The organism is Desulfoconvexum algidum (assembly GCF_055382125.1).
Genome location: NZ_AP042394.1, coordinates 2,636,297 through 2,660,454 on the forward strand (window position 1 = coordinate 2,636,297; position 24,158 = coordinate 2,660,454).

The 24,158-nt window shown below is 45.4% G+C and carries 19 protein-coding genes; 15 read left to right on the forward strand and 4 right to left on the reverse strand.

Annotated elements, in window-relative coordinates:
• Positions 1-26 precede the first annotated feature (26 nt).
• From xseA to fusA (ACZ45G_RS12170), 6 genes are read left to right on the forward strand one after another with little or no spacing between them, the layout of a single operon-like run.
• Positions 27-1,370, forward strand: coding sequence for an exodeoxyribonuclease VII large subunit (gene xseA, locus ACZ45G_RS12145; protein WP_464178435.1), 1,344 nt, complete (start codon positions 27-29; stop codon positions 1,368-1,370).
• A complete protein-coding gene (gene xseB / locus ACZ45G_RS12150) occupies positions 1,371-1,595 on the forward strand; it encodes an exodeoxyribonuclease VII small subunit (RefSeq protein WP_464178437.1) in 225 nt (74 codons plus the stop codon).
• Positions 1,588-2,556, forward strand: a complete 969-nt coding sequence (locus tag ACZ45G_RS12155) for a polyprenyl synthetase family protein (RefSeq protein WP_464178439.1) — start codon at positions 1,588-1,590, stop codon at positions 2,554-2,556. The genes xseB and ACZ45G_RS12155 overlap by 8 nt, the downstream gene beginning before the upstream one ends.
• Positions 2,557-2,586: 30 nt before the next feature.
• Complete coding sequence (dxs, locus tag ACZ45G_RS12160; protein WP_464178441.1) at positions 2,587-4,518, forward strand: 1-deoxy-D-xylulose-5-phosphate synthase; 1,932 nt, start codon at positions 2,587-2,589, stop codon at positions 4,516-4,518.
• On the forward strand, positions 4,496-5,257 hold the full coding sequence (locus tag ACZ45G_RS12165; protein ID WP_464178443.1) for a TlyA family RNA methyltransferase: 762 nt from the start codon (positions 4,496-4,498) through the stop codon (positions 5,255-5,257). Before dxs ends, ACZ45G_RS12165 begins: the two co-directional genes overlap by 23 nt.
• Positions 5,258-5,317: 60 nt before the next feature.
• Positions 5,318-7,387: an elongation factor G gene (fusA, locus tag ACZ45G_RS12170; protein WP_464178445.1), complete on the forward strand. Its 2,070-nt coding sequence runs from the start codon at positions 5,318-5,320 to the stop codon at positions 7,385-7,387.
• A 94-nt stretch (positions 7,388-7,481) separates the two neighbouring features.
• Here fusA (ACZ45G_RS12170) and rsmG read toward each other — a convergent pair whose 3' ends face one another.
• Genes rsmG through ACZ45G_RS12185 form a run of 3 tightly spaced genes read right to left on the reverse strand, consistent with a single transcriptional unit; the run spans position 7,482 to position 10,475 of the window.
• On the reverse strand, positions 7,482-8,177 hold the full coding sequence (gene rsmG, locus ACZ45G_RS12175) for a 16S rRNA (guanine(527)-N(7))-methyltransferase RsmG (RefSeq protein WP_464178447.1): 696 nt from the start codon (positions 8,175-8,177) through the stop codon (positions 7,482-7,484).
• Between the two features lie 9 nt (positions 8,178-8,186).
• Positions 8,187-9,494 (reverse strand): NupC/NupG family nucleoside CNT transporter, encoded by a 1,308-nt coding sequence (locus ACZ45G_RS12180; RefSeq protein WP_464178449.1) that lies wholly within the window; start codon positions 9,492-9,494, stop codon positions 8,187-8,189.
• A 57-nt stretch (positions 9,495-9,551) separates the two neighbouring features.
• Positions 9,552-10,475 (reverse strand): SPOR domain-containing protein, encoded by a 924-nt coding sequence (locus ACZ45G_RS12185; protein WP_464178451.1) that lies wholly within the window; start codon positions 10,473-10,475, stop codon positions 9,552-9,554.
• A gap of 54 nt (positions 10,476-10,529) precedes the next feature.
• Here ACZ45G_RS12185 and ACZ45G_RS12190 point away from each other — a divergent pair, with 54 nt between their 5' ends.
• The 6 genes from ACZ45G_RS12190 to ACZ45G_RS12215 all read left to right on the forward strand — a co-directional run bounded on the left by ACZ45G_RS12190 (position 10,530) and on the right by ACZ45G_RS12215 (position 18,803).
• The gene (locus ACZ45G_RS12190) at positions 10,530-10,664 is read left to right on the forward strand and encodes a hypothetical protein (protein WP_464178453.1); all 135 of its coding nucleotides are present in this window, start codon (positions 10,530-10,532) and stop codon (positions 10,662-10,664) included.
• A gap of 153 nt (positions 10,665-10,817) precedes the next feature.
• A complete protein-coding gene (locus ACZ45G_RS12195; RefSeq protein WP_464178455.1) occupies positions 10,818-13,106 on the forward strand; it encodes a cache domain-containing protein in 2,289 nt (762 codons plus the stop codon).
• Complete coding sequence (locus ACZ45G_RS12200) at positions 13,103-13,768, forward strand: response regulator transcription factor (protein WP_464178457.1); 666 nt, start codon at positions 13,103-13,105, stop codon at positions 13,766-13,768. The genes ACZ45G_RS12195 and ACZ45G_RS12200 overlap by 4 nt, the downstream gene beginning before the upstream one ends.
• Before the next feature lie 161 nt (positions 13,769-13,929).
• A complete protein-coding gene (locus ACZ45G_RS12205) occupies positions 13,930-15,540 on the forward strand; it encodes an acyl--CoA ligase family protein (protein ID WP_464178459.1) in 1,611 nt (536 codons plus the stop codon).
• A gap of 458 nt (positions 15,541-15,998) precedes the next feature.
• Positions 15,999-18,086: an elongation factor G gene (gene fusA / locus ACZ45G_RS12210; protein WP_464178461.1), complete on the forward strand. Its 2,088-nt coding sequence runs from the start codon at positions 15,999-16,001 to the stop codon at positions 18,084-18,086.
• 24 nt (positions 18,087-18,110) lie between these two features.
• On the forward strand, positions 18,111-18,803 hold the full coding sequence (locus ACZ45G_RS12215; RefSeq protein ID WP_464178463.1) for a hypothetical protein: 693 nt from the start codon (positions 18,111-18,113) through the stop codon (positions 18,801-18,803).
• A 110-nt stretch (positions 18,804-18,913) separates the two neighbouring features.
• Here the strand turns inward: ACZ45G_RS12215 and ACZ45G_RS12220 are convergent, their stop codons facing one another.
• Entirely contained in the window at positions 18,914-21,076 is a 2,163-nt protein-coding gene (locus tag ACZ45G_RS12220) for an alpha/beta fold hydrolase (protein ID WP_464178465.1), read from the reverse strand.
• 166 nt (positions 21,077-21,242) lie between these two features.
• Between ACZ45G_RS12220 and ACZ45G_RS12225 the strand changes: the two genes are divergently transcribed.
• The 3 genes from ACZ45G_RS12225 to mtaB are packed head-to-tail and all read left to right on the forward strand — an operon-like array spanning position 21,243 to position 24,138.
• Positions 21,243-21,680, forward strand: a complete 438-nt coding sequence (locus ACZ45G_RS12225; RefSeq protein ID WP_464178467.1) for an NIL domain-containing protein — start codon at positions 21,243-21,245, stop codon at positions 21,678-21,680.
• Entirely contained in the window at positions 21,680-22,723 is a 1,044-nt protein-coding gene (mnmA, locus tag ACZ45G_RS12230) for a tRNA 2-thiouridine(34) synthase MnmA (RefSeq protein ID WP_464178469.1), read from the forward strand. Before ACZ45G_RS12225 ends, mnmA begins: the two co-directional genes overlap by 1 nt.
• Positions 22,720-24,138 carry a tRNA (N(6)-L-threonylcarbamoyladenosine(37)-C(2))-methylthiotransferase MtaB gene (gene mtaB, locus ACZ45G_RS12235; RefSeq protein WP_464178471.1) on the forward strand — a complete coding sequence of 473 codons (1,419 nt, stop codon included), beginning with the start codon at positions 22,720-22,722 and terminating at the stop codon, positions 24,136-24,138. Before mnmA ends, mtaB begins: the two co-directional genes overlap by 4 nt.
• Positions 24,139-24,158 lie beyond the last annotated feature (20 nt).

Sequence of the window (24,158 nt, forward strand, 5' to 3'; positions counted from 1 at the left end):
TGCTATTTGCTTGGGGTTTAAACAAAATGAAAACAGCAGCAAAAAATAATGGGCATATGTATACGGTTTCGACCCTGACAAGGGAAATCAAATTTCTCCTTGAAGAACGATTCCCTTTTTTATGGGTTATTGGGGAAATCTCCAATTATGCCACGCCTGCCTCGGGCCATTCCTATTTTTCCTTGAAAGATACCAATGCCGTCATCTCCTGTGTTATGTTTAAAAATCAAAAACGAGGCCTGAAGTTTGCCCCGGAATCGGGCATGAAAATTGTAGGTCTTGCCAGAATTTCTCTCTATGAACCCCGGGGATCCTATCAATTGATTTTTGAACACATGGAACCTGAAGGGGTTGGTTCCCTGCAGGTGGCCTTTGAACAATTGAAAAAAAAACTGGCATCCCAGGGGCTTTTTGAAGAGGCCCATAAAAAGCCGATACCTTTTTTGCCGTCTAAAATCAATGTGATCACTTCCGGGACCGGTGCGGCTGTCCGGGATATCATCCATGTGGCCTCCAGGCGGTTTTCTTCCTGTCATCTTCAAATTGTGCCGGTTAAAGTTCAGGGTGACACGGCAAAAGATGAGATTGCAAAGGCCATTGAAACCGTGAATCTTGCTTCAAAAAAGGCGGATCTTATTATCCTTGCCAGGGGTGGCGGATCTATCGAAGATCTGGCCGCTTTTAATTCTGAATTGGTTGCCAGGGCTATATTTGAATCAAAAATACCCATTATTACAGGGGTGGGTCATGAAACCGATTTTACCATTGCTGATTTTGTGGCCGATTGCAGGGCCCCTACCCCTTCTGCTGCAGCGGAACTTGCCCTTCCCGACAAAAACCTATTGCTTCAAAGAATAAACCAGCTTGCGGCATCTCTCAGCCATGGCATGGGTCAACGACTAAATTTCTTTCAGCAAAAATTAGATGACCTTAATTCCCGGCTCAAAAGTCCCGACCGCATAATAGATGAGTTAAAAAACCGAATTGAAGAATGTGACCAACGGATGAAACGAACGCTTCAAACCCGGGTTCGACATAACAAGGAACGGGTCTCCTGGCTGCAAAAGACCCTGGAGACAAGAACGCCTCTGGCAACCATCAGGGAGCACAAAAAACAGGTGGACAGATTAAGTGCTGCCCTGGGACAAGGGATGGACAGCCGTCTCGTTGCCTGGAAAACAAAAGTAAGGGAGATGGAGGTAAAACTTTGTGCGTTTAACCCTATATCTGTTTTGGATCGCGGGTATAGTATCGCAAGGATTTTACCCGGGAAAAAAATACTCATGGATGCCGCTGATGTTGACCTGGACGACAAAATTGAATTAGTATTATCTAAAGGACGCCTGGTGACCCGGGTGGAGGAACGTTAAATGGCCAAAAAAACATTTGAGATAGCCCTAAAGCAGCTCGAAGAAATCGTTAGGGAAATGGAATCCGGAGATTTAAGCCTTGAACAAGCCGTAAAAAAATATGAAACCGGCATAACCCATTCCAAATATTGTCTGGATATTCTGGATAAAACAGAAAAAAAGATAACCCAATTAACCCGGGGCAATGACGGGTCCATGAAGGAAGAACCCTTTGACAATGAATGAGCTTTTATTTGATTTATCCGCCTATTTAAAGGTCAATAAAACCCTTGTTGAGGACTGCCTTGCAAAGATATTGGGCCAGTTGGACCCCAGTCGTGAATTGGTTCAGGCCATGACCCATTCGCTCATGGCCGGGGGAAAACGCCTTCGTCCCATGCTGGGGTTGGCAGCCGCCCAGGCCTGTGGGGGGAATCCCCTTACTGCCCTGCCCGCCTGCTGTGCCATAGAGATGATTCATACCTATTCGCTTATACATGATGACTTGCCGGCCATGGATGATGATGATCTAAGACGGGGGGTTTTAACCTGTCATAAAAAATTTTCAGAGGCCACGGCCATACTGGCCGGGGACGGCCTTTTAACCCACGCCTTTTATGTGTTGACCCGTCCTGCGACTGTGTTTGAGTTCTATCCGGAAAAATCAATCCTGCTGGAAATTTTGGCTCGGATTTGCCTTGCTGCCGGGGTCAACGGAATGGTGGAAGGCCAGATGCTGGATATGCAGGCCCAGGTTATTGAATCAAGCATTGAATCAAGCATTGCCCAAAATAATATCGGAAATAATATCGGGAATAAACAAGATCTCCTAGATCATCTTAAAAAGATCCATGGCCTGAAAACCGGTCAGATGATACGTGTCAGTGTAGAAGCAGGCGCTTTAAGTGCAAAAGCCGATTCCCAGGCACTTGCGTCTCTTGGAGTCTATGCTGATAATATCGGCCTTGCTTTTCAGGTGATGGATGATATTTTAAATGTGGAAGGAGATCCCGACATTATGGGAAAAGCGATAGGGTCTGATGCCTTGCATGATAAAATGACCTTTCCCAGTATTCTGGGTCTTGAACAATCCAGGGCCTATGCAAGGCAATTGGTTGATACCTCGCTTACTGCTATTTCAAAATTTGATAAACGAGCAGACCCTTTGCGGGCCATTGCCAATTATATTATTAACCGAGATCATTAAATCAAGATCACTAAATTAAGGTAAGAACTATTGAGTTTGCTTGAACAAATAAACACGTCTGAAGATATTAAAAAGTTATCACGCAATGAACTGCCTTTGCTGGCAGCCGAGATCCGAAGCAGGATCATTGATGTGGTTTCCAAAAACGGCGGCCACCTGGCTTCGAGCCTGGGGGCTGTTGAACTGACCCTTGCCATCCATTATGTGTTTGATCTTCCCCGAGACACCCTGATTTGGGACGTGGGTCACCAGGCCTATGCCCATAAACTTCTTACCGGAAGAAATAAGAGTTTTGATACCCTGCGTCAATACAAGGGGATATCCGGATTTACAAAAATGAAGGAGAGCCCCTATGACGGGTTTACCGTGGGCCATTCATCCACCTCTATTTCCGCAGGACTTGGGATATGTTATGCCAAGTACCTGAACCATGACCCGTCCGATGTGATTTCTGTCATTGGGGATGGATCCTTGACAGCAGGACTTGCCTATGAGGGACTGAACCAGGCAGGCGATCTGAAACGAAACCAAATTGTAATTCTCAATGACAACGACATGTCCATTTCTGCCAATGTGGGGGCCCTGTCTTCTTATTTGAGCCGGACTTTATCTGCTAAGTATCTCCAGAACATGCGAAACCAGTTTGGTGTATTTTTAAAATCTCTCCCTAAAATCGGGGATGACATGTACCAGATTGCCAAACGGTGGGAAGAATCCTTTAAAACCTTTGTCACCCCCGGCATGCTGTTTGAAGCCTTTAATTTTGATTATTTCGGTCCGATTAACGGCCATAACCTGGACCATTTGATTGATATTTTAACCAATATTAAAAATCCGGATTCCCCGGTGCTGCTCCATGTGACCACCATCAAGGGAAAGGGGTATGGGCCTGCGGAAAAAAACCCCGTCTATTTTCATGGCGTGGGGTCTTTTGCCGTTGATACGGGGAAAAGCAATAAACAATCTAATCCCCTGCCCTCCTACACCCAGGTGTTTGGATCCCATATGGTGCGATTTGCCAAAACCAATGAGAAAATTGTAGCGGTGACGGCTGCCATGCCCGAAGGAACCGGGTTAACAGAATTTTCAAAATTATATGCAGACCGGTTTATTGATGTGGGCATTGCCGAACAGCATGCGGTTACCTTTTCTGCAGGCCTTGCTTCCAAGGGGGCAAAACCCGTGGTGGCAATATACTCCACCTTTCTCCAGCGGGCCTATGACCAGATCCTTCACGATGTCTGTATTGATGCCCATCCGGTGGTTTTTGCCATTGATCGGGGGGGGATTGTGGGAGAAGATGGTCCCACACATCACGGATTGTTTGATTTCTCATATTTAAGAAGTATGCCAAATATGACCATCATGTCGCCCATGGATGAAAACGAATTGGCAAGGATGCTGTTGACCGCCATCAATCATGACGGCCCCATTGCCTTGAGATATCCCCGGGGCAAGGGCCAGGGCGTTGAAATCTTAGAAGATGTTAAGCCCGTTGAAATCGGCAAGGCCCAGGTGGTCTCAGAAGGGGATGATCTCATGATCATTGCCATTGGCCAGTCTGTTTATGAGGCAATTGCCGCAGCCAAAGAATTGGCCCAAAGGGGAATTTTTGCCATGGTCATCAATGCCCGGTTTGTAAAACCCCTTGATGCACAACTTTTTTTGGAAAAAGCCGCTAAAATTAAAAAAATTATTACCGTGGAAGAGCATATGTTGGCCGGTGGATTTGGATCTGCTATTTTGGAGATGTATGCTGATAACGGCATGACGAATCTTGAATTCAAACGAATCGGTATTGATAATAAATTTGTGGAGCATGGTCCCCAGGACCTTTTGAAAAAAGAGTATGGGGTGGATTCTTCCGCCATTGTTGCAGCAGGTTTAGAGTTAGCAGGGCCCGATTTAACAAGATCCGATTTAACTAGGACTGGTGCAGATGGTATCCAAAAAAACGCTTAAAAAAAGGCTGGACCTGTTATTGGTTGAAAAGGAGTTGATTCCTTCAAGGCCCCGGGCAAAAGCCATGATCATGGCCGGTAAGGTCCTGGTAAACGACACTGTGGTTGATAAGCCAGGTTCCCTGGTGGATGCATTTGCTTGTATAATTGTTAAGCAAGATAACAACCCCTATGTCAGTCGGGGAGGACTTAAACTTGAAAAAGCCTTGAAAACTTTTCCCATATGTGTGCAAAATCTTATTTGTCTGGACATCGGTGCATCCACCGGAGGATTTACAGACTGCCTCCTGCAGTTTGGGGCAAAAAAAGTGTATGCCGTGGATGTGGGATACGGGCAGCTGGCCTGGAAATTAAGGCAAGATGACAGGGTCGTTGTCATTGAACGCAGTAATATCCGGCATCTGGCCTTTGAAACAATAAATGAACAAGTGGATATGGTGGTGGCAGACACCTCTTTTATTTCACTTAAAACAGTTATTCCTGCAGCTGAAAAATTTATGCGGGCGGGAACCGGGGTTTTGGCGTTGATCAAACCCCAATTTGAAGCAGGAAAGGAAAATGTCGGCAAGGGTGGTGTTGTAAAGGATCCGGAAATCAGAAAAAAGGTGGTTCATGAAATTCAATCTTTTTTTCGAGACAGGGGATATGGGATTAATGATGTGGTGCCCTCCCCTATTCTGGGACCCAAAGGAAACGCGGAATATATCATATCCCTCACGTTTCACGGAAAGGCAATATAACACTATTATTTGAATTTCATTATTTGAATATTATTAATTTAATTGTTGAAAGGAGCAGTAATGAGCGAAGAAATCAAAACCATGAGAAATGTGGCTCTGGCAGGCCATGGAGGTGCAGGCAAGACGACTCTTGCTGAGGCTATGCTTTTTAAGGCCGGGGTTACCAACCGCCTTGGAAAAGTGGAAGATGGCAATACGGTTATGGATTTCCAACCTGAAGAAATTAAAAAACAGCAGAGTATCAATACATCTTTTATTAAATATACCCACAACAAGCATACCATTACATTGATGGATACTCCCGGTGATCAAAATTTCTTTTCTGCTGCTAAAACCTGTTTTCCCGTTGCCGACGGCATGGTCTTTGTCATTGACGGGGTTGGCGGTCCTTCGGCCATGACAGAAGAAGCCAGCGCCTGTGCTCTTGAATACGATTTACCCGGATTGGTAGTCGTCAATAAACTGGATCGGGAAAGATCCGATTTTGATACCTGTGTTACCGCCTGTAACACGAGTCTTAAGAAGAAAATAATTCCCATCTGTTATCCCATTGGCCAGGAAGACAATTTTAAAGGAATTGTCAATATTATTTCCGGTCAGGCCTATGAATATGATGATGATGGCAAAGCCACAAGGGTTGATATCCCTGCTGACATGGCCGATGATATGGCCTTGGCCAAAGAAGAATTCATTGAGAACATTGCAGAACTCGATGATGATCTTCTTGAAAAATATCTGGAAGGCGAAGAACTTACCGAAGATGAACTCAAGGTCACTTTCCGCAAAGGGGTTCTGGATGCACAATTCTATCCGGCCCTCTGCACCTCAGCCACAAAAATGATTGGTATTGATACGGTTTTTAACTTTATTAATGATTTCATGCCCTCTCCCCTGGATCGCGGTGACTGGACAGCAACAGACGCCAATGGTGAACAAGTCGTTGTGTCACCGGATCCAAGCGCCGAGTTTTGTGGATTTGTTTTTGCCACCATCGTCGATCCCTATGCAGGTCGACTTTCCCTTTTCAGGGTGATTTCCGGAACCCTGGGCAAGGAAGGCAATATCTTCAATGTGACCAAGGACTCCAAGGAACGATTTTCCCAGTTATTGGAAATTGCCGGCAAAGAACAAAAAACAATTACCAGTGCCCTTCCCGGCTCCATTGTGGCGGTTGCCAAACTCAAAGACACCTTGACAGGAGATACCCTGACAGGGGGCAAAGAGATCCAGATTCCTGCCCCGGCAGCCATGCCGCCGGTTATTTCTTTTGCCATTTCTCCTAGTTCCAAAAATGATGAAGACAAAATCCACGAAGCAATTCGCAAAATTTTAGAAGAGGATACAGGTCTTCAACTTCGACGGGAAAAAGAAACCAAACAGACCATTCTTTCCGGTCGGGGATTGGTCCACATTGAAACCACGGCGGATAAAATCCTAAGAAAATTCAATGTGGGCATGGAGATCGCAACTCCTAAAGTGGCCTACAGAGAAACCTTTAAGAAAAAAATTCGGGTCCAGGGAAAGCATAAAAAACAATCGGGCGGCCATGGTCAGTTCGGTGATTGCTGGATCGTACTTGAACCGCTTCCCAAGGGCCGAGGGTTTGAGTTTGTCGATAAAATTGTGGGGGGCGTCATCCCCAAAAATTATATTCCAGCGGTTGAGGCGGGTGTAAGAGAAAGTTCCGCCACCGGTATTCTGGCTGGGTTTCCCTGTGTGGATTTCAGGGTTACCGTGGATTTTGGTTCCTACCATTCGGTTGACTCTTCTGAGATGGCCTTTAAAACAGCCGGCTCCATTGCCTTTAAAAATGCGGCCAAAGATGCCAGGGCTGTATTATTGGAGCCCATCATGAAGGTGTCTGTCAAAGTGCCTGAAGATGCAACTGGGGACATCATGGGGGACATGAATTCCAGGCGTGGCCGTGTTCTAGGTATGGATTCCGAGGGAGACAAACAGATCATCAACGCCCTTGTTCCCATGTCGGAAATACTCAGGTATGCACCTGACCTGGGTTCCATGACCGGCGGACGGGGAACCTTTACCATGGAATTTGAACATTATGACGAAGTTCCGGGTGATCTCGCCCAGAAAATAATCGAACGGGTAAATGCAGAGAAAGACGCCTAAACAATAAAAAACAGGAAAGAAAAAGCAAGCATAATTGTACAGACAAACGATAGCGAAAACAAAGCAAGGCAAGAGATTTGCCCCTTTGTTCTCGCTATCGTTTATTTAACTGAATCAGATACCGGTCGGAGCGTTCAAAGGGAAGCTGATAATGGTCTGTCCTGATTTCAAATTGAGATTTGAGATCAGGCGTTATTTCATCCGGGGCGTGTTTTCCCTTGAGTGCATATATTGTCCCCCCAGGTTTTAGCAATGGAAGGGAAAAACCAACAAATTTTTCAAGCCCGGTAAAGGCCCTTGAAATAACCGCATCATAGGCGTTAACATGGAAATCATCACGGGCAAGATCCTCCACCCTGGCATGCACGGCTTTAATATCTTTCAGCCCCAGGGTCCGGATCACATGTTTTAAAAAATTAACTTTTTTTCTGGATGAATCCACCAGAACAAAATTAAGCCGGGGATTGAGAATTTTCAAGGGTATGGAGGGGAATCCCCCGCCCGTTCCCATATCCATAATTTTTTTTTCCTGTCCGAGAAAGGGCTGAACCGCAAGGGCATCGATAAAATGCTTTTCAGCCATGGCCTTTGGCTCAACAATGGCCGTCAGGTTGATCTTTTTATTCCATAGGATTAATTGTGCCCCATGGGCCGCCATCAGGGATATTTGTTCTGGAGTAATATCCACGGCTATTTTCTCACATCCTTGTTTCAGACGATCAGAAAACCCAAGCATATCTGGAGGTATTGAACCAGAATTTATTGAATCGGGGGAGGCTGATAAACCCATTTTGTATCCTTAATTTCCCAGCAGCAGGCTGGTATTATTGTAAAAAGTGCCGGCCACACAGGCTGTCAAAAGACAGGCAAATGTAGCGGCGATTAATGCCTTGATGGCGACCCCAGCAATGTCTGATGTCCGTTTCGGGGCAAGGGCTGTAATTCCCCCCACAAAGATAGCCATGGAAGCTAAATGGGCGAATCCGCATAAGGCATAGGCTGCCACAACCGCAGACCTGGGGTGGATCAGGCTTTTTTGGGCCAGGGCCAGTGCAAGATCCTGATAGGAAATCACTTCGGTTAAAATAATTCGCTCACCGATGATTCGGGAAATTATACCGGCATCCACAGGGGGGATACCGATGATCAGGGTAAATGGATAAAACAGAACCCCCAGAAAAGATTTCAACGACCACTCCATGGGGGTCCCTATCCACTGGCTGACCATGTTGCCGGCACTTCCCAGAATAAGATTGGCTAAAGCCACAAGCCCCATCACAGCGATCAAGAGTGCCACAATACTAAAAACTACTTTAAGCCCGGATGCGGCACCATTGATAATGGCTTCAAAAAGACAAGATTCCCTTTCATAGTGAATATCTACAATCTTGCCAAGGGTTTGAGGGGTGCCAGATTCAGGGAAGATAAGCTTTGACATGACAAGAGCTGCAGGAGCAGATAAAAATGAAGCTGATATCAGGTGGCCTGCAATGGAAGGAAACTGGGCCTGTAATGTAAACACATAAAATGCAAGGACGTTTGATGCCACCGTTGCCATGCCGGCCGTGAGGATGGTGCACAGTTCAGACCGGGTCATCTTGTCTATATAGGGTTTGATGGTAAAGGCCGATTCGATTCCCACAAAAATATTGCTGGCTGCGCAGAGGCTTTCGGCACCGGAAATTCTCATCACCTTAGTAAAAAGCCTGGCAAATAGTCGGATAATAAAGGGTAAAATGTTGTAATAATACAACACAGACACAAGGGCTGAAAAGAAAATAATCGTAGGAAATGCCTGAAAGGCCAGGATGAATCCAATTGACCCCTGGACACCGGGCGGAAAAGCCAGGGGCCCAAAGACAAATTGCCCTCCCGCAGATGCGGTTCCAAGTACTATTACTGCCAGGTCATTTATAGCCTGGAACAGGGTAACCCCTGCAGGAAGCACAAAAATGAACAAGGCAAAAATAAACTGGAGCCCGAGGGCCCAGCCAAGCAGGTGCCAATTAATTTTCTGGGTATTTTTAAAGATAAAGCGTGATATCAACCATGCAATGGCCAACAGCCCGAAGATGCCAGCAAAACTGACCAAATTATAAATATCCATTTTGTATCTTCCTATATCCCTAAAATCGGTCCAGTCCTTGAAGCTAAAATTGGTCAGCTAAAATCGGTCATATGGCCTGATAATGGATTCGATGCCCATATCACTTTTTAAATTTGTTTTAAAGGATTCAGCCGCTTTTTTTTGGGAATATCTACCTGTCCTCACGAGATACCAGGTGGTGTTTTTGGGGCTTTTTAACTCAAGAATTCTTGCCGTATATCCATCTTTTTCAAGCTTTTTTCGCATCAGCAGGGCATTGTCTTTAACTTGAAAAGCACCTGTCTGGAGTTCATAATCTTCAGACAGGGTCGCTGCAATTGTTGAAGCCTGGGAAGATTCTTTTTGGGTTTGGGTCATTGGACCCTGTTTTTGCATCAGGCCTTCAAGCTTTTCCTTAGCATAGAGCTTATCGGGTTCAATTAAGATTGCTTGTTTATAAGCTTGTTTCGCTCGTTGGGGCTGATTCATATCTGTGTGTAAATCCCCCTTTAAACAAAGTGCCAGATAAAACTTTGGCACAAGCTCAAGGGTTTTATTGATATCTTTGAGACTTGCCCCATACGCTTTGAGTTCAGCCCTGCAGATAGCCCTGTTAAAATAGGCAAAATGATTGTCAGGGGATAGGGAAATTTCTTTATCATAATTTTCAATGGCTTGGGTATAATCTTTTTTATAATACCAGGCCACCCCCAGATTGCTGTACAATCCCTTTAAATCAGGTAAAATTTCTTTTACCTGCTCAAAATCATTTATGGCCGCATCGTATTGATTCAATTTCATGTGGGCCACCCCGCGGTTTTTATACGCATTTGGATTCTGGGGTGCCATTTTGATCAGTGCCGTAAAGGAATCAACAGCTTCCTGGTTTTTGTCCTGTTTTAAAAAATTGACCCCGTTTTCGAACAATTCTCTTTCGGAAGCGGGAAAAGCAGTTGAGCTACAACAGATGGCAAGAACAATTACAAATAAAATTTTTTTCAAGCAGTATCTCCAAGATTTAAATATTCATATATAATAGGAAAGGAAGTTTAATAAATGGAGTGGGTAAACACAATAAAAAAGATAAAAACCTGGAGCTTTGCTATAAGACCGGAAATGCATCAAGGAATATTGCCCACCTCTGATAATATAGGTGATTATGCTAAAATTGTTTCTCTTGCAATTGATTGAAAATTTACGCATGGTATTTTTTTGTGGCGGATCAATACCAAAAACTCTCCAGTTTTGCACTTTTTAAGTTGACAAGACAGCGGATCTTGTCCTAACCGTAAGTTGCAACGTCAGATACGATTGCGAATGATCTTAACCCAACGGAGCCATATCGTGAGGAAACCAGAATCAAAGGATCAGACCCACGTTGCCCAGTCGACGATGTTCAATCAGCTGCGGATTCTCTTTAACTCTCTTCAGATCCGGTTTAAATTTCTCATCAGCTTTGCCCTTATTTTTTTTCTGTCCATGCTGTTCTGTAATCTTTTTATCTATGTCTATGTGCGCAATAATATCGAGGCCAGAATTGAAAGTGAGCTGACCAATACCACCCAGATGATATACAACATGGTCAATACGTCGGTGAATGTCTCCATTAAAAATCATCTTCGGGCCGTGGCGGAAAAAAATCTTGAGATTGTCAAAAGCCTGTATGTAAAGGCGCAAAAGGGTATTATCACAGAGGGTGAAGCAAAAATACGGGTAGCAGACATGGTGATGAGCCAGACCATCGGCAGCTCAGGTTATCTATATTGCCTTGACAGTTCCGGTATGGTTTTAGTGCATCCCAGCCCGGCCTTAGTCGGAACCAATGTGGCAGATTTTGAATTTGTCGAACGTATGACAGCCTTCCGTCAGGGGTATCTGGAATATGAGTGGAAAAACCCCGGGGAATCCGTGGCCCGGCCCAAGGCCCTTTACATGTCCTACTTTGAACCCTGGGACTGGATTATCGCCGCCAGTGCCTATCGATCGGAGTTCATTAAACTGGTCAATGTGGAGGATTTTAGAAGCAGCGTTCTTTCCCTTAACTTTGGTGACAGCGGCTATGCATTTGTCATTGATAAAGATGCCAATGCCATCATTCATCCCAAACTCCAGGGGGTGAATATCTTTGATACCGAGGAACTGCCCAACCGTTATCTGGAAGATATGATGAGGCGGAAAAAAGGAAAGTCTGTCTACTTTTGGAAAAATCCTGGGGAATCCCGGGCCCGGCAGAAGCTTGTAATGTTCAACTATATCCCGGAATATCAGTGGATCGTGGCCTGTTCCTCCTATTTGGATGAGCTGTATAAGCCCCTTGGCACCATCAGGAATGTGGTTTTGGGCATATCCGTCCTTTTTTTCACAATCATGCTGGCCATCACGTTCGGGATCAGCCGGACCATTACCACACCCCTGAGGGAGCTGATGGCAAGATTCAAAACGGTGACGTCAGGAGATTATTCCGCCCGGATGTACAGCCGTTCCACCGATGAGGTCGGGCAGTTGTCCGGTCATTTCAACCGGTTTATGGACCGGTTGGAAACCACCCACAATAGCCTTGAGGACCAAATACGGGTGCGGATTATGGCCGAGGAGGCCAGAAAAGAGAGCCAGGAAAGGTATTTTCTGCTCATGGAGGCGGCTCCTGATCCTATTGTTAATTACGATATGCAGGGGCAGGTGATCTATATCAATCCGGCATTTACCCGGGTATTTGGCTGGACCCTTGAGGCGTGTGTCAATAAAAAAATGGATCATTTTGTACCGGAGAACCATTGGGCGGAAACAAAGATCATGATCCAACAGGTGATTTGCGGTGACGGGATCTTTGATGTGGAAACCCGTCGGTATTCAAAGTCAGGGCATCTGGTGGATGTGAGCATTTCCGGTGCCACCATCCAGGGCAGCCACGGGAATCCTGTCGGCAGTATCATCATTCTTAGAGATATTACCCGGTCAAAGGGTCTGGAAAAGCAGGTCATGCATGCAGGGGACCGGGAACGCCAGAAAATCGGACAGGATCTCCATGATGATCTTTGCCCCCACTTAATCGGTATTGCAGGGCTTGCTGCGGTGCTGAAAGAAAATTTGAAAGAACGGAATGATCCGTCAACAAGACTGGCGGACAAGATCGGGGATCTCATGGGCGATGCGGTGGAAAAGACCCGGCAGCTTGCCAGGGGACTCTGCCCGGTTCATCTGGTGGCCCATGGTCTTCAGGCAGCACTGGAGGACATCGTCTTAAGTGTTTCCCATCTTCCTGGTATTCGGTTTGAGTTTCACGGGGACAAGGAGATTGATTTTCAGGACAACAGCCGTGCCACCCATTTTTACCACATTGTAAGAGAAGCCATAAACAATGCGGTCAAGCACTCAAAGGCCAGTCTGGTCGAGATATCCCTGACCCTTGAAAACAAAGGTGAACCGTCCGAATTGATTCATCTGTGCGTCCATGACAACGGCCAGGGCATCAACGATGATGGATCAACCCGAGGGATCGGACTTCAGATCATGGAATACAGGGCAAAGATAATCGACGCCCAGTTTTATATTGACAGCGGATCTAACGGAACAAGGATTCACGTCCGCCTCAGCCGGACCGCAACCATGACAAAAAAGGAGGCTGGATCATGACAGGGAAACCAAAAAACTGCCGGATCATGATTGTGGATGATCATCCGATCTTCTGCCTGGGCATGACCGAGCTGATCAACAATGAACCGGATCTTCTTGTAGCGGATTGCAAAGATACGGCTGACAAGGCCTGGGACGCCGTTAAACAAAATCTGCCCGACCTGATGATTGTGGATATTTCCCTTGCCGAGAGCAACGGGCTTGATCTGGTGGAGGACATTAGCCGGGCCTATCCAGATCTTCCTGTGCTGGTGCTGTCCATGTACGATGATTCCATGTATGCGGAACGGGCACTGCGCGCAGGTGCGATGGGATATGTGATGAAACAGCGGGCTATCAATCAGGTGGTCACGGCTATCCGAGAGGTCCTTGCAGGTCATGTCTATGCCAGTGATCAGATCAAGGAAAAAATGATTCACAGGATGATCAACCGTAAATCTTCCAAACCTTCCTTCAGTCTGGATGAACTCACCAACCGGGAGCTTGAGGTATTCAGACTGATGGGTGACGGATTGGATTCCAAAGAAATCGCAAGACGGTTGAACCTGAGCATGAAAACTATCGGTACCCACCGGGAAAAAATCAAGGGAAAACTCAACCTCAAACATTATACAGAGCTTGTTAAAATGGCGGTTCACTGGGCCCATGAAATGAAGAAATAGAGGATGGTATTTCAGTGGTTTTCTAGGTGATGAACCTAGATGCTCTCAGGCTGTCGGCTATATGATTATGGGTCTGTTACCGATTGAACCTGGAGCCTCTTCTTTGTTAATAATTACAAGGACTTTTTCATTGTTAATCTAATCACAAGGAGGAGCCAGCCATGTCAGACAAGCCTGTAAACTACGATTTGCTCAGTCCCACCAATTTTCTTGCCCGCAGTGTGGAGGTGTTCGCGGACAAAACAGCCGTGATCTACGGGGATACATCCTATACCTACCATCAGTTCCAGGAACGGGTGTTTCGTCTGGCCAATGCACTGAAGGCCAGGGGCATCGGTCCCGGAGACAAGGTGGCCTTTATCTGTCCCAATACACCGCCCATGCTGGAGGCCCATTATGCGGTGCCCCTGCTGGGGGCAGCCCTGGTCAGCATTAATATCAGGTTATCTGCCGGGGAATTGGCCTATATCATTAACCACTGTGATGCCAAAGCTGTGTTTGCAGACAATGAGTTCAGTCCGGCGATTGCTCCTATTGTCTCAGGGTTAGCTGCTGTTGAATTCTATGTGAATATTTGCGATATCGATGATTCAACCCCTCTGAACGGGCCAGACTACGAGGCCTTTCTGGCGGACAGTCCAACGTATCCTGTTCAATTGGCCATTCAGGATGAACGTGATATTTTGAGCATCAATTATACTTCCGGTACGACGGGCCGCCCCAAAGGCGTCATGTACCACCATCGCGGCGCCTATCTCAATGCCATCGGCGAGCAGCTGGAGTTCAAAACTTCTGCAGATACTCGGTATCTCTGGACTTTGCCCATGTTTCACTGCAACGGCTGGTGTTTTACCTGGGGGATCACAGCCATTGGGGGCACCCATGTCTGTCTGAGAAAGGTGGAGCCAAAAGAAATTTACAGCATCGTAGAAAACAAAGGCATTACCCATCTATGCGCCGCTCCCACCATCCTTATTGGCATGTCTGTTTATGCCAAGGAAAATCAGATCCGACTCTCCCATGGTCTTCAAATTATGACGGCCGGTGCACCGCCGGCTCCGACCGTGATCCAGAATATGGAAAACATCGGCGCAACCATCACCCAGACCTACGGCCTGACAGAGGTGTTCGGCCCCCATAGCATTTGCCAGTGGCAGGATAAATGGAATGATCTGGAACCCATGGCCAAGGCCGGTATCAAGGCCCGCCAGGGGGTTCCCTATATTGTGGCCGAACATATGGACGTGGTGGACCCCATGACCATGGAACCGGTCAAAAGAGACGGGGTTACCATGGGGGAGATCGTGATGCGGGGCAACAATGTCATGCTGGGGTATTACAAGGATGAGGCAACCACGGCAGAGGCCTTTAATGGTGGATGGTTCCACTCGGGGGATCTTGCCGTCATCCATCCGGATAACTATGTCCAGATCATGGACCGGAAAAAGGATATCATCATCAGCGGCGGGGAAAATATTTCCACAGTGGAAATTGAAAATGTGCTCTATACCCATCCTGATGTGCTTGAAGTAGCCGTCATTCCCGTGCCCGACCCCAAATGGGGGGAGGTGCCCAAGGCTTTTATCGTTTCCCATAACGGGAGCCAGCCTGATCCCGCCGATCTCATTGCTTTTTGCAAAGAAAACCTGGCCCGATTCAAGGCCCCCAAGTATATTGAGTTCGGTCCATTGCCCAAAACCGCCACAGGCAAAATCCAGAAGTTCAAGCTGCGGGAAAAGGAGTGGAAGGGCCATGACCGCATGGTGAATTAGATGGCCGTACGTTGTATCCAGGCATTCAGGCATTAACACCAAATTACTTTAAAATTTAAGAAAAAAGAGATGTCCAAGAATATGGAACCACCAGCTGAAAATTAATGACGTGATTAATCTTTGTAAAACAGGCCGGCCCCTGAAAAGGAAGCCGGCCTGTTTTTTTTAAAACATCTTTCAGCCGATGTCATCAGGATGGTGTTTGGTTCGAGAGATAAGGTAAAAGTGCCATAGGGATTCGTTGAGAACCATTTTAAAGGCCTATTAAGGTCTTGACAAACAAGGGGAAAAAGTATACATAATCGCTTTTCATACGTTAATTTTAATCTGGATTCAAGTTAATAAAATCGCATAATAAAAAGATTAGTAAATTTAATATATAGCAATGCCTTTGGCAATATCTGCGTTTTTTATATTGTTTAAAGGAATTTATTTTTATTCATAAGGATGATTAAAAAATGATCAGAGATCTAGCAAGGGTAAGAAACATTGGAATCAGTGCCCATATTGATTCCGGCAAAACCACACTTACTGAAAGAATTTTGTTTTATACGGACAAGATTCACCAAATCAATGAAGTCAGGGGTAAAGACGGTGTCGGCGCTGTCATGGATTCAATGGAGCTTGAAAGGGAAAGAGGCATCACCATTGCCTCTGCCGCCACCCATTGTGAATGGGATCACCATGCCATCAACATTATCGACACACCCGGCCATGTGGATTTTACAGTTGAAGTTGAGCGGTCTTTGCGAGTATTAGATGGTGTTGTCCTTATCCTCTGCTCTGTATCCGGTGTCCAGTCTCAGTCCATTACCGTGGACCAGCAGATGAAACGCTATGAAGTCCCCTGCATTGCCTTTGTCAACAAGTGTGACAGGTCCGGTGCCAATCCCATCAAGGTTAGCGGTCAGTTAAGAGACAAGCTGGGACATAATTCGGTCATGATGCAGCTGCCAATCGGCCTTGAAGACAAACATGAAGGTATTGTCGACCTGGTTACCATGAAAGCCTATTATTTTGAAGGCGACAATGGGGAGATCATGGTTGAAAAGGAGATTCCTGCAGATTTGCTGGAAGAGGCAAATTCAGCAAGGGAAGTGATGCTGGATGAAGCATCTCTCTTCTCTGATGACCTGACCGATGCCCTTTTGGAAGAACGTGAAATCACCACAGAAATGATCATGGCTGCCGTGAGAATCGGTACCATCTCAAGAAAAATGACCCCTGTTTTCCTTGGATCTGCTTATAAGAACAAGGCGGTACAGCCTCTGCTCAATGCGGTTCTCAACTACCTTCCCTCTCCCCTGGACATTGAAAACGTGGCCATTGATATGGACAACAACGAAGAGACGGTTGCCCTGGAAAGCGTTTTTGACAAACCCACTGTGGCCCTTGCCTTTAAGCTTGAAGACGGTCAATACGGCCAGCTCACCTATATCCGGGTATACCAGGGGTGCATCAACAAGGGAGACACCCTTGTTAACTCCAGGGACGGCAGAAAGATCAAAGCCGGTCGCCTTATCCGCATGCATTCCTCCCAGATGGAAGAAGTGGATGCCATCCCGGCCGGTCATATCGGTGCCATGTTCGGGGTCGATTGTGCTTCGGGTGATACCTTTGTATCCCCATCCGTTAATTATACCCTTATCGCCATGCATATCATGGAACCGGTTATTTCCCTTTCCATTGTCCCCAAGGACAACAAGGCCCAGATCAATATGTCAAAGGCCCTGAACCGGTTCACCAAAGAAGACCCCACATTTAAGACCTATGTGGACAATGAAACCGGAGATACCATTATACAGGGTATGGGTGAGCTTCACCTGGAAGTTTATGTGGAAAGAATGAAACGCGAATACCAGGCAGAAGTTGAAACCGGAAAACCCAGGGTCGCCTATCGAGAGACCATTACCCGAAAAGCCCCCTTCAGCTACACCCATAAAAAACAGACCGGTGGTTCCGGACAGTTTGGCAAGGTGATGGGGTTCCTTGAACCCTGTGAAGAAGAGTTTGAATTTGTCAATAAGGTCACCGGCGGCAGGATTCCAACCCAATATATTTCTTCGTGTGAAAAAGGATTTCGCGGCTGTATGGCAAAGGGTCCCAACCTTGAATTTCCGGTTACCGGTATCAAGATTACACTTGAAGACGGTGGATTTCATGCGGTTGACTCCTCTGAAATGGCTTTCCAGGCTGCTGCCAGGGGAGGGTTTTTGGAAGGGTATGCAAAGGCAAAACCGGTTATCATGGAACCCATCATGAAGGTGGTTATTGAAACCCCCAATGAATTCCAGGGGTCTTGCATGGGACTGATCAACCAGAGAAGGGGAATTATCCAGGGCTCCCAGGAAGAAGGGGTCATGTCCGTGGTAGAATCCCAGGTTCCTCTGTCAGAAATGTTCGGCTTTTCAACTATCATTCGGTCCGCCACCCAGGGCAAAGCACAGTTTACAATGGAATTTGCTGCCTACAAACAGGTTCCCCAGTCCGTGGCTGAAGAAATATCTAAAAAGAAAGCAGACGAAAAAGCTGCAAAAAATAAATAAGACCCTTACTTAAAGAGAGGAATTATGCTTAAAAAAGATCTCATTCTCAAAAGCCCGGTTGAACGAGCCATTGGCATTGAAAATATAGCAAAAGGCCAATTCGGAGCTGTTCTTTCCCGGGCAGGCGTTGGCAAAACCAGTTTCCTTGTTCAGATTGCGTTGACACAATTATTGGCCGATCAAAAAATACTCCATGTGAGCCTTGATGATCCCATGGACAAGATCAACCTGAGATATGAAGAAGCTTATACAAACCTGGTGGACAATATTGGCTATGTGGATCCCCAGAAGGCGGTTCGCCTGTGGGACGATATCTGTCCCAATAAAGTGGGTATCAGCTATACAGAATCTACCTTTAATACAGATAAGATTAAAGATTATTTGAAAAGTTTCAAAAAATCTGACCTGGCTCTTCCTTCTATCATTGTGATTGACGGCATCAATTTTGATAAAGATGTCAGTGACATACTGGAAGATCTAAAAGGTTTGAATCAGGAATTTGGCGTTTTTATCTGGTTTTCCATGAAGAGTCACAGGGAAGAAGCCTTGAGTGAAGACGGTTTTCCGGTTCAGTTGGACGCGGTAAAACATCTCTTTGACAAAGCCGTTTTTCTCCAGCCGGTTGATGACAAGATTGAAGCTGTAATTTTAAAAGACGGTGACAGGATAGATCAAAAACACAAGATCAATCCTGCCACCATGATGTTGGCTGAATAACAATAGGATGTTGGCTGAATAAGTTTTATTTTTAACCAATCGTCATTTCCAATCGTTATTTGATGCCCCGGGTTTTTATCCAAAGATCCGGGGCATTTTTTTTAAATTTATCATACCCACTGCCTGATAAAATTTTCAATGGACTGAAAAACCCGTTCCACCCCCCTGCCCGTTAAAATACCATGTCGATCATAATCAAAAAGATAATATTCCTTTACCTTGGATCCGAGCTTTTCGAATAAGCGTTGGGTTCCCTTGGGGCTGACCACCGGATCCTTTCTGGACTGAACTACCAGCACTGGTTTCTCCATTGTCTTTAACTTGGGGGATAGCTGATCCATCAGCATTTCAAGCTGATGAATACCCGCAACAGGATTTCTAATATAATTGATATGGGGGTTTTCCGGGTCATTTTCAAGAAATTCCTTTGCTATGGAAGACAAGCGAATTCTTTTGATCATGGAGTTCCAGGCATCAATGGCCGGTACAAAATATGATCCCAGGTCATTGAGCTGCATGGGAGGGGCCACGGCAAAAACGGCTTGATAATCTTTCACCCGGCAGGCGAGTTCAAGGGCAAGACCTGCTCCCATTGAAAATCCTCCGATGATTATTTTATCACAGGAATGCCGCAGAACCACATACGCCTCCTCAACGGATTCCACCCATTGCTCATAGGAGGTTCCGGCAAGGTCTTCCGGGGCGGTACCATGGCCTGCAAGGCGGGGGACAAAAACCGTAAATCCTTTTCCCTGGAGATATTGGGCACAAGATTTCATCTCTTCGGGAGATGCCAGATATCCGTGGATCAGCAGAACACCGGCAATCTCATTATCGTGTTTTAAAAATAAGGGTCGACCGATTCGTTTTTTCTTTGATTCGCCTTCAATATAATGGGTATTATAGGCGTTACTGAAATCCACATTCATTTTTTCCATTAAACGTCCCTTCACAAGTTCCAGAATCTGTCCTCGAGATTTCTGGGCAATTTTCTTGAGACAAATTTCAGCCGCAATAACCGGCTCCACCTCATTGGCCATGACGACAATGGGATTTTCCATTCGGATGGTATGGAAGTCTGAACGGATAAAAAACCGGCGCTGATCCTTAAAAAATCGGTCCCCTTTAATTTCAATCATCCGGGTTTTTTCGGCAAGCAGCAAAAAATTTTCTATTCGCTTGTATCGATCATTGATCAGCAGATGGATCTGGTTTTTCTGGAAGATATCAGACACATAACAAATTTTGTTTAACACGAGGCAGGTAATGGCATAGTAGACCTTGCAGGAGAATTCATATATATCTATGCCGTTTTTCTTATAGGGAAAATGCTTTAGAATGCAGGCCATGACATGATCATAATTCAGGGTGGTCATGTCATAAACAGCAGACATATACCGTTCCATGATCCCATTGGAAATTTGTTTGGAAATTTGTTTGGAACTGATGTCATCTTCAAAGCGCACCCGCCGTTTGACCGTCAACATGCTCTCAATATACGCATCATTCAGGTAGGGATTAATTTGGATGGGATCTCCAAACCGGATGGTAATATCCACCCCTGAAAAAAGCATTCCCCCCTCGGTTATAAGTTCGTCCATCACTCTTTTTGAGGGTTCTTTCAGAATTGTTTTTGCGATTGACCCTAAAATATTATCCCTGGCATTGCCGGGGTAATAGGTAATGTTCACAGGAATGATGGAAGTTGTTTGGGCCAGTACCCGATCTAAATCGGTTATTTTGAGGCTTTTTACCAGTCTGTTAAATTCAAGGTTCCTCGTACCGGAGAGTCTGCGCAGCCGTTCCCGGAAAAATTCGCACCGCAGGGCAAGGGCTGCAGCCCCGGTATGCGGCCGGCAAACCCCTGTATCATCGGTTAATAGAAAGGTTTCATTTTTAACCAGTTTTTTATTTTTAACCATCATGCCTTCGGGGAAAATAATCCATTGGACATCACCCGATAATAGGGTTTGTAAAATTAATTCGTCCCGGTTGGGATCATGGGTGGAAACGGCGCCTAACTTATTTAAAAACCCTTCCAGAACTGGAAATTCAAACAACTCTCGGGCAGCAAGGGACCAGACCTGTTTTTGGGTAATGGTATGGATATGGTATGGCAAAAAAATGGTTTCAATTCTTGTAAAATGGTTGGCGCAAAAAATAACGGATCCATCGGGAATATTTTCCTGGCCTTTGATTTTTATGCTGGCCTTTGAAAACCCTGAAAAAGTTTTAAGGGTATAACCGGACAATTCAAATGCAAAACGATTCATCTGCCTGACCTTTAAAACAAGATTGTTTATCCATTGGGAATACTATATAAAGGTACCAGTATCTATAAAGATGCTGTTGATTATAAGCTTGACCTGATAATTATAATACTTAAAGTAATCCTTTTGTCAAAGGGATTTTAATTTAAGCTATTTTAAGAACGGAGGAATGCCATTGTATTCTAAAATAGTTATTTTACATTTTCCACCCGAGGTTGCCCAGAAGGCATTGGTCTGCCAGTTAACAAAAAAGTTCGATTTGATGTTTAATATTTTAAACGCCAGAATTTCCAACAGAAAAGACGGATTTATGGTTTTGGAACTTTCATCGGACACCCGATCCGGATTTAACAAAGGGATAACATTTTTAAAAGACCAGGGTGTTGAGGTGTCTAATCCCGAACACCAGATTTACAAGGATGAAGAGATCTGTACCCATTGCGGTGCCTGCATAGCGGTTTGCCCCACTGAAGCCTTGTATATCAAACGCCCTGAAATGGAAGTAATATTTAACAAAGATAAATGCAGTGTCTGTGAACTTTGTATTTTAACTTGCCCGACCCGGGCCATGGGGCTTTTCAGCAAAAACACAGAAGAAGTTTTCTAATGACCCTTCCTGTCGTGGCCGTTGCCCTGAGCGGCGGTGTTGATTCCCTTGTTGCAGGATTCCTCATCAAACGAGACTATAAAAAGGTGTTTGGTATCCATTTTACTACAGGGTATGAAAAAAGCCTTACCAATGTAAAAACCCTTGAACAACAATTGGGTTTTCCTGTTCATACAATAGATCTGTCCCAGGTTTTTGAACAGGAGGTGGTTCAGTATTTTATGGACACCTACCTTGATGGCAAAACCCCCAACCCCTGTGTGATCTGTAACAAAAAGATCAAGTTTGGTGTCCTGCTGGACGAGGCCCGTAAGTTGGGAGCGGATGCACTGGCAACAGGTCACTATGCCACCATTGTCAATCCCTTGGTCTCGCCAGAAAGAGAAATTTTACAAAGCTGGCTTGAAAAAGGGGCTGACCCTCTAAAGGACCAGTCCTATTTTCTTTCCATGCTCAGCTCTGAGCAATTGGAACGGATTATTCTTCCCCTGGCAGGTTACAGCAAACCCCAGGTAAAGGCAGTGGCAAAAAAAAACAATCTGATCCCCACAACTTCCGGCGAAAGCCAGGATATCTGCTTTATACAGGATACCAGCTTTTCACAGTTTATCATTGATAAAAAAGGGATCTTGCCGAAACCCGGGAATATAAAGGATTTCAATGGAAAAATAGTCGGAACCCACAAAGGGCTTCATGCCTTTACAATAGGCCAGAGACGGGGAATTGACTGCCCGGCATCGGAACCCTATTATGTAAAGCAAATTGACCTTTCCACCAATACCCTGGTGGTCTGTTTTAAAAATGATCTGGCAGCAACAAAAATGCAGGTGGACGACATTATCTGGAATTATTTAGAAAACAAAGAGATTTTAACCATGACAACCAAAATTCGATACGCCCATAAAGGCGCAACTTCTCAACTAAACCGCAACGGTGCTTCAGGACAAGTAATTTTTGATGCGCCGCAACTGGCCATCACCCCGGGACAGGCAGCTGTTTTTTATCGAGACAACCGGGTGCTGGGTGCGGGTATTATTCAATGAAAAAACAAAGATTTTATATTGAAACACTGGGATGTAAGGTCAACAAATACGAATCCGACGGTATTGCCTCCTGTCTTGAAGAAAAAGGGTTGGTTCGGGGCGACAAACATTCATCTGCGGATCTGTGCATCATCAACACCTGTGCGGTAACATCAAAGGCAAGCATGCAGTCCAGGCAGGCCATCAGAAGGCTGATTCGTGAAAACCCAAACGCCAGAATCATTGTCACAGGCTGCCATGCCCAGACAGATTATGAACTTATAAATAAAATTGAAGGAATTGACCAAATTGTCTGTCACAAGGATAAAACCCTGATAGCTGACCTGATCGTCGATCCGTCTAAAGAGCTGGGCAACCTTCAGGCAACGAACGAGATACCGGGCCAGATAACGAATCAGATACCTAATCATATAACGGGTAAGCCCGATGCCGTTGCCCCCTCCCCTTTTGTCTTCCGGCCACCAGACTATAGTAAAGGAAATCGTTTCCTTTCATTTGATAAACCGGTGGAGGGAGATATGACCCGGGCATACCTGAAAATTCAGGATGGGTGCAATGCCTTTTGCACCTATTGCATTATACCCTATGCCCGGGGCTCTTCTGTGAGTATGCCGGAAACTACGGTTTTCAAACATCTGGATGGGCTTGTCCGATCCGGGTTCAAGGAAGTTATCCTTACCGGTATCCATACCGGGATGTATGGTCTTGATTTGAATCCCCCCACCGCCTTGATAAACCTGCTTAAAACCATGGATAAAGAAAAATCTGTGGACAGGGTCCGGATCTCTTCCATTGAACCTACAGAATTATGTGACGGCTTGATTGAGCTGGCTTCTCCAGATCATATTGTATGTGACCATTTCCACATTCCTTTACAATCCGGAGATGATGGGATTTTAAAAAAAATGAAACGGCCCTATTTAACTTCTTCGTTTGAAACGCTGATCCATAAGATCCATGGGAAACTGCCTTTTGCCGGTATTGGTGTGGATATCATTATCGGGTTTCCTTCCGAGACAGACGCGCAATTTGAGAATACCTTCAGGTTTATTGAAAAATTGCCCGTTTCCTATCTCCACGTATTTCCTTTTTCTGCGAGAAAAGGCACCCCTGCCTATCATTTTAAAGGGAAGGTTGCTTCAGGAGTCATCAAAGAAAGATGTGCAAGGATGCGAGCATTAGACAAAGAAAAACGGGCCGCTTTTATCCATGCCAATCGAGGCAGAAAGCTCCAGGCCATTGTCCAGAAAACACAAGACAGACAGACAGGTTTCCTCAAGGCCGTGACCTCCAATTATCTAACCGTTTTGTTGGAAAAAAATGATTCTCTCAAAGGAAAATTAGTTGATCTTATATATGAACAGTGTGATAGTAAGATGAACCCTATTGGTAAAGTTATGACTGTAATTGATTAACATCTAGCATATCGGAGAGT

Coding starts and splice junctions, on each gene's coding strand:
- xseA (WP_464178435.1), top strand. CDS start 27: ATGAAAACAGCAGCAAAAAATAATGGGCATATGTATACGGTTTCGACC.
- xseB (WP_464178437.1), top strand. CDS start 1,371: ATGGCCAAAAAAACATTTGAGATAGCCCTAAAGCAGCTCGAAGAAATC.
- ACZ45G_RS12155 (WP_464178439.1), top strand. CDS start 1,588: ATGAATGAGCTTTTATTTGATTTATCCGCCTATTTAAAGGTCAATAAA.
- ACZ45G_RS12165 (WP_464178443.1), top strand. CDS start 4,496: ATGGTATCCAAAAAAACGCTTAAAAAAAGGCTGGACCTGTTATTGGTT.
- fusA (WP_464178445.1), top strand. CDS start 5,318: ATGAGCGAAGAAATCAAAACCATGAGAAATGTGGCTCTGGCAGGCCAT.
- rsmG (WP_464178447.1), bottom strand. CDS start 8,177: ATGGGTTTATCAGCCTCCCCCGATTCAATAAATTCTGGTTCAATACCT.
- ACZ45G_RS12180 (WP_464178449.1), bottom strand. CDS start 9,494: ATGGATATTTATAATTTGGTCAGTTTTGCTGGCATCTTCGGGCTGTTG.
- ACZ45G_RS12190 (WP_464178453.1), top strand. CDS start 10,530: ATGGAGTGGGTAAACACAATAAAAAAGATAAAAACCTGGAGCTTTGCT.
- ACZ45G_RS12200 (WP_464178457.1), top strand. CDS start 13,103: ATGACAGGGAAACCAAAAAACTGCCGGATCATGATTGTGGATGATCAT.
- ACZ45G_RS12205 (WP_464178459.1), top strand. CDS start 13,930: ATGTCAGACAAGCCTGTAAACTACGATTTGCTCAGTCCCACCAATTTT.
- fusA (WP_464178461.1), top strand. CDS start 15,999: ATGATCAGAGATCTAGCAAGGGTAAGAAACATTGGAATCAGTGCCCAT.
- ACZ45G_RS12215 (WP_464178463.1), top strand. CDS start 18,111: ATGCTTAAAAAAGATCTCATTCTCAAAAGCCCGGTTGAACGAGCCATT.
- ACZ45G_RS12220 (WP_464178465.1), bottom strand. CDS start 21,076: ATGAATCGTTTTGCATTTGAATTGTCCGGTTATACCCTTAAAACTTTT.
- ACZ45G_RS12225 (WP_464178467.1), top strand. CDS start 21,243: ATGCCATTGTATTCTAAAATAGTTATTTTACATTTTCCACCCGAGGTT.
- mnmA (WP_464178469.1), top strand. CDS start 21,680: ATGACCCTTCCTGTCGTGGCCGTTGCCCTGAGCGGCGGTGTTGATTCC.
- mtaB (WP_464178471.1), top strand. CDS start 22,720: ATGAAAAAACAAAGATTTTATATTGAAACACTGGGATGTAAGGTCAAC.